Annotated in this window: 1 rRNA gene; it reads right to left on the bottom strand. The window is 65.4% G+C overall.

What is annotated here, in order from left to right:
* Positions 1–75: ribosomal RNA gene (rrf, locus tag ACLBX9_RS03795) — 5S ribosomal RNA — on the bottom strand; the annotation flags it as partial.
* Between the last annotated feature and the right edge of the window lie 188 nt (positions 76–263).

Raw genomic sequence — 263 nt, 5'->3', positions numbered from 1 at the left:
CCATGGGCGCTGGCGTGTTTAACGGCCGAGTTCGAGATGGGATCGGGTTCTGGGCACGCCGCTCAGGCCACCAGACCGGCGCATCGCAATCTTTTGGCACTGGGCGGCGCAGGGTGCTGCGACGGCAAGTGCGTCATTCGGCAAGCATGGTGTGGCAGCTGTCGCGCTCGGGCGTCTGCTGCGGGTCTTCTTGTTGCGTGTGTCTCTGGCTTCGCCAGCCTTTGCGGCTGCCGAACCAGTCCGGACACGGATCACGGGAGCGA

Source organism: Methylobacterium sp. A49B, assembly GCF_053346215.1.
The sequence above is the reverse complement of the archived record's forward strand: the minus strand, read 5'-3'. Positions and strand labels throughout refer to the sequence as shown.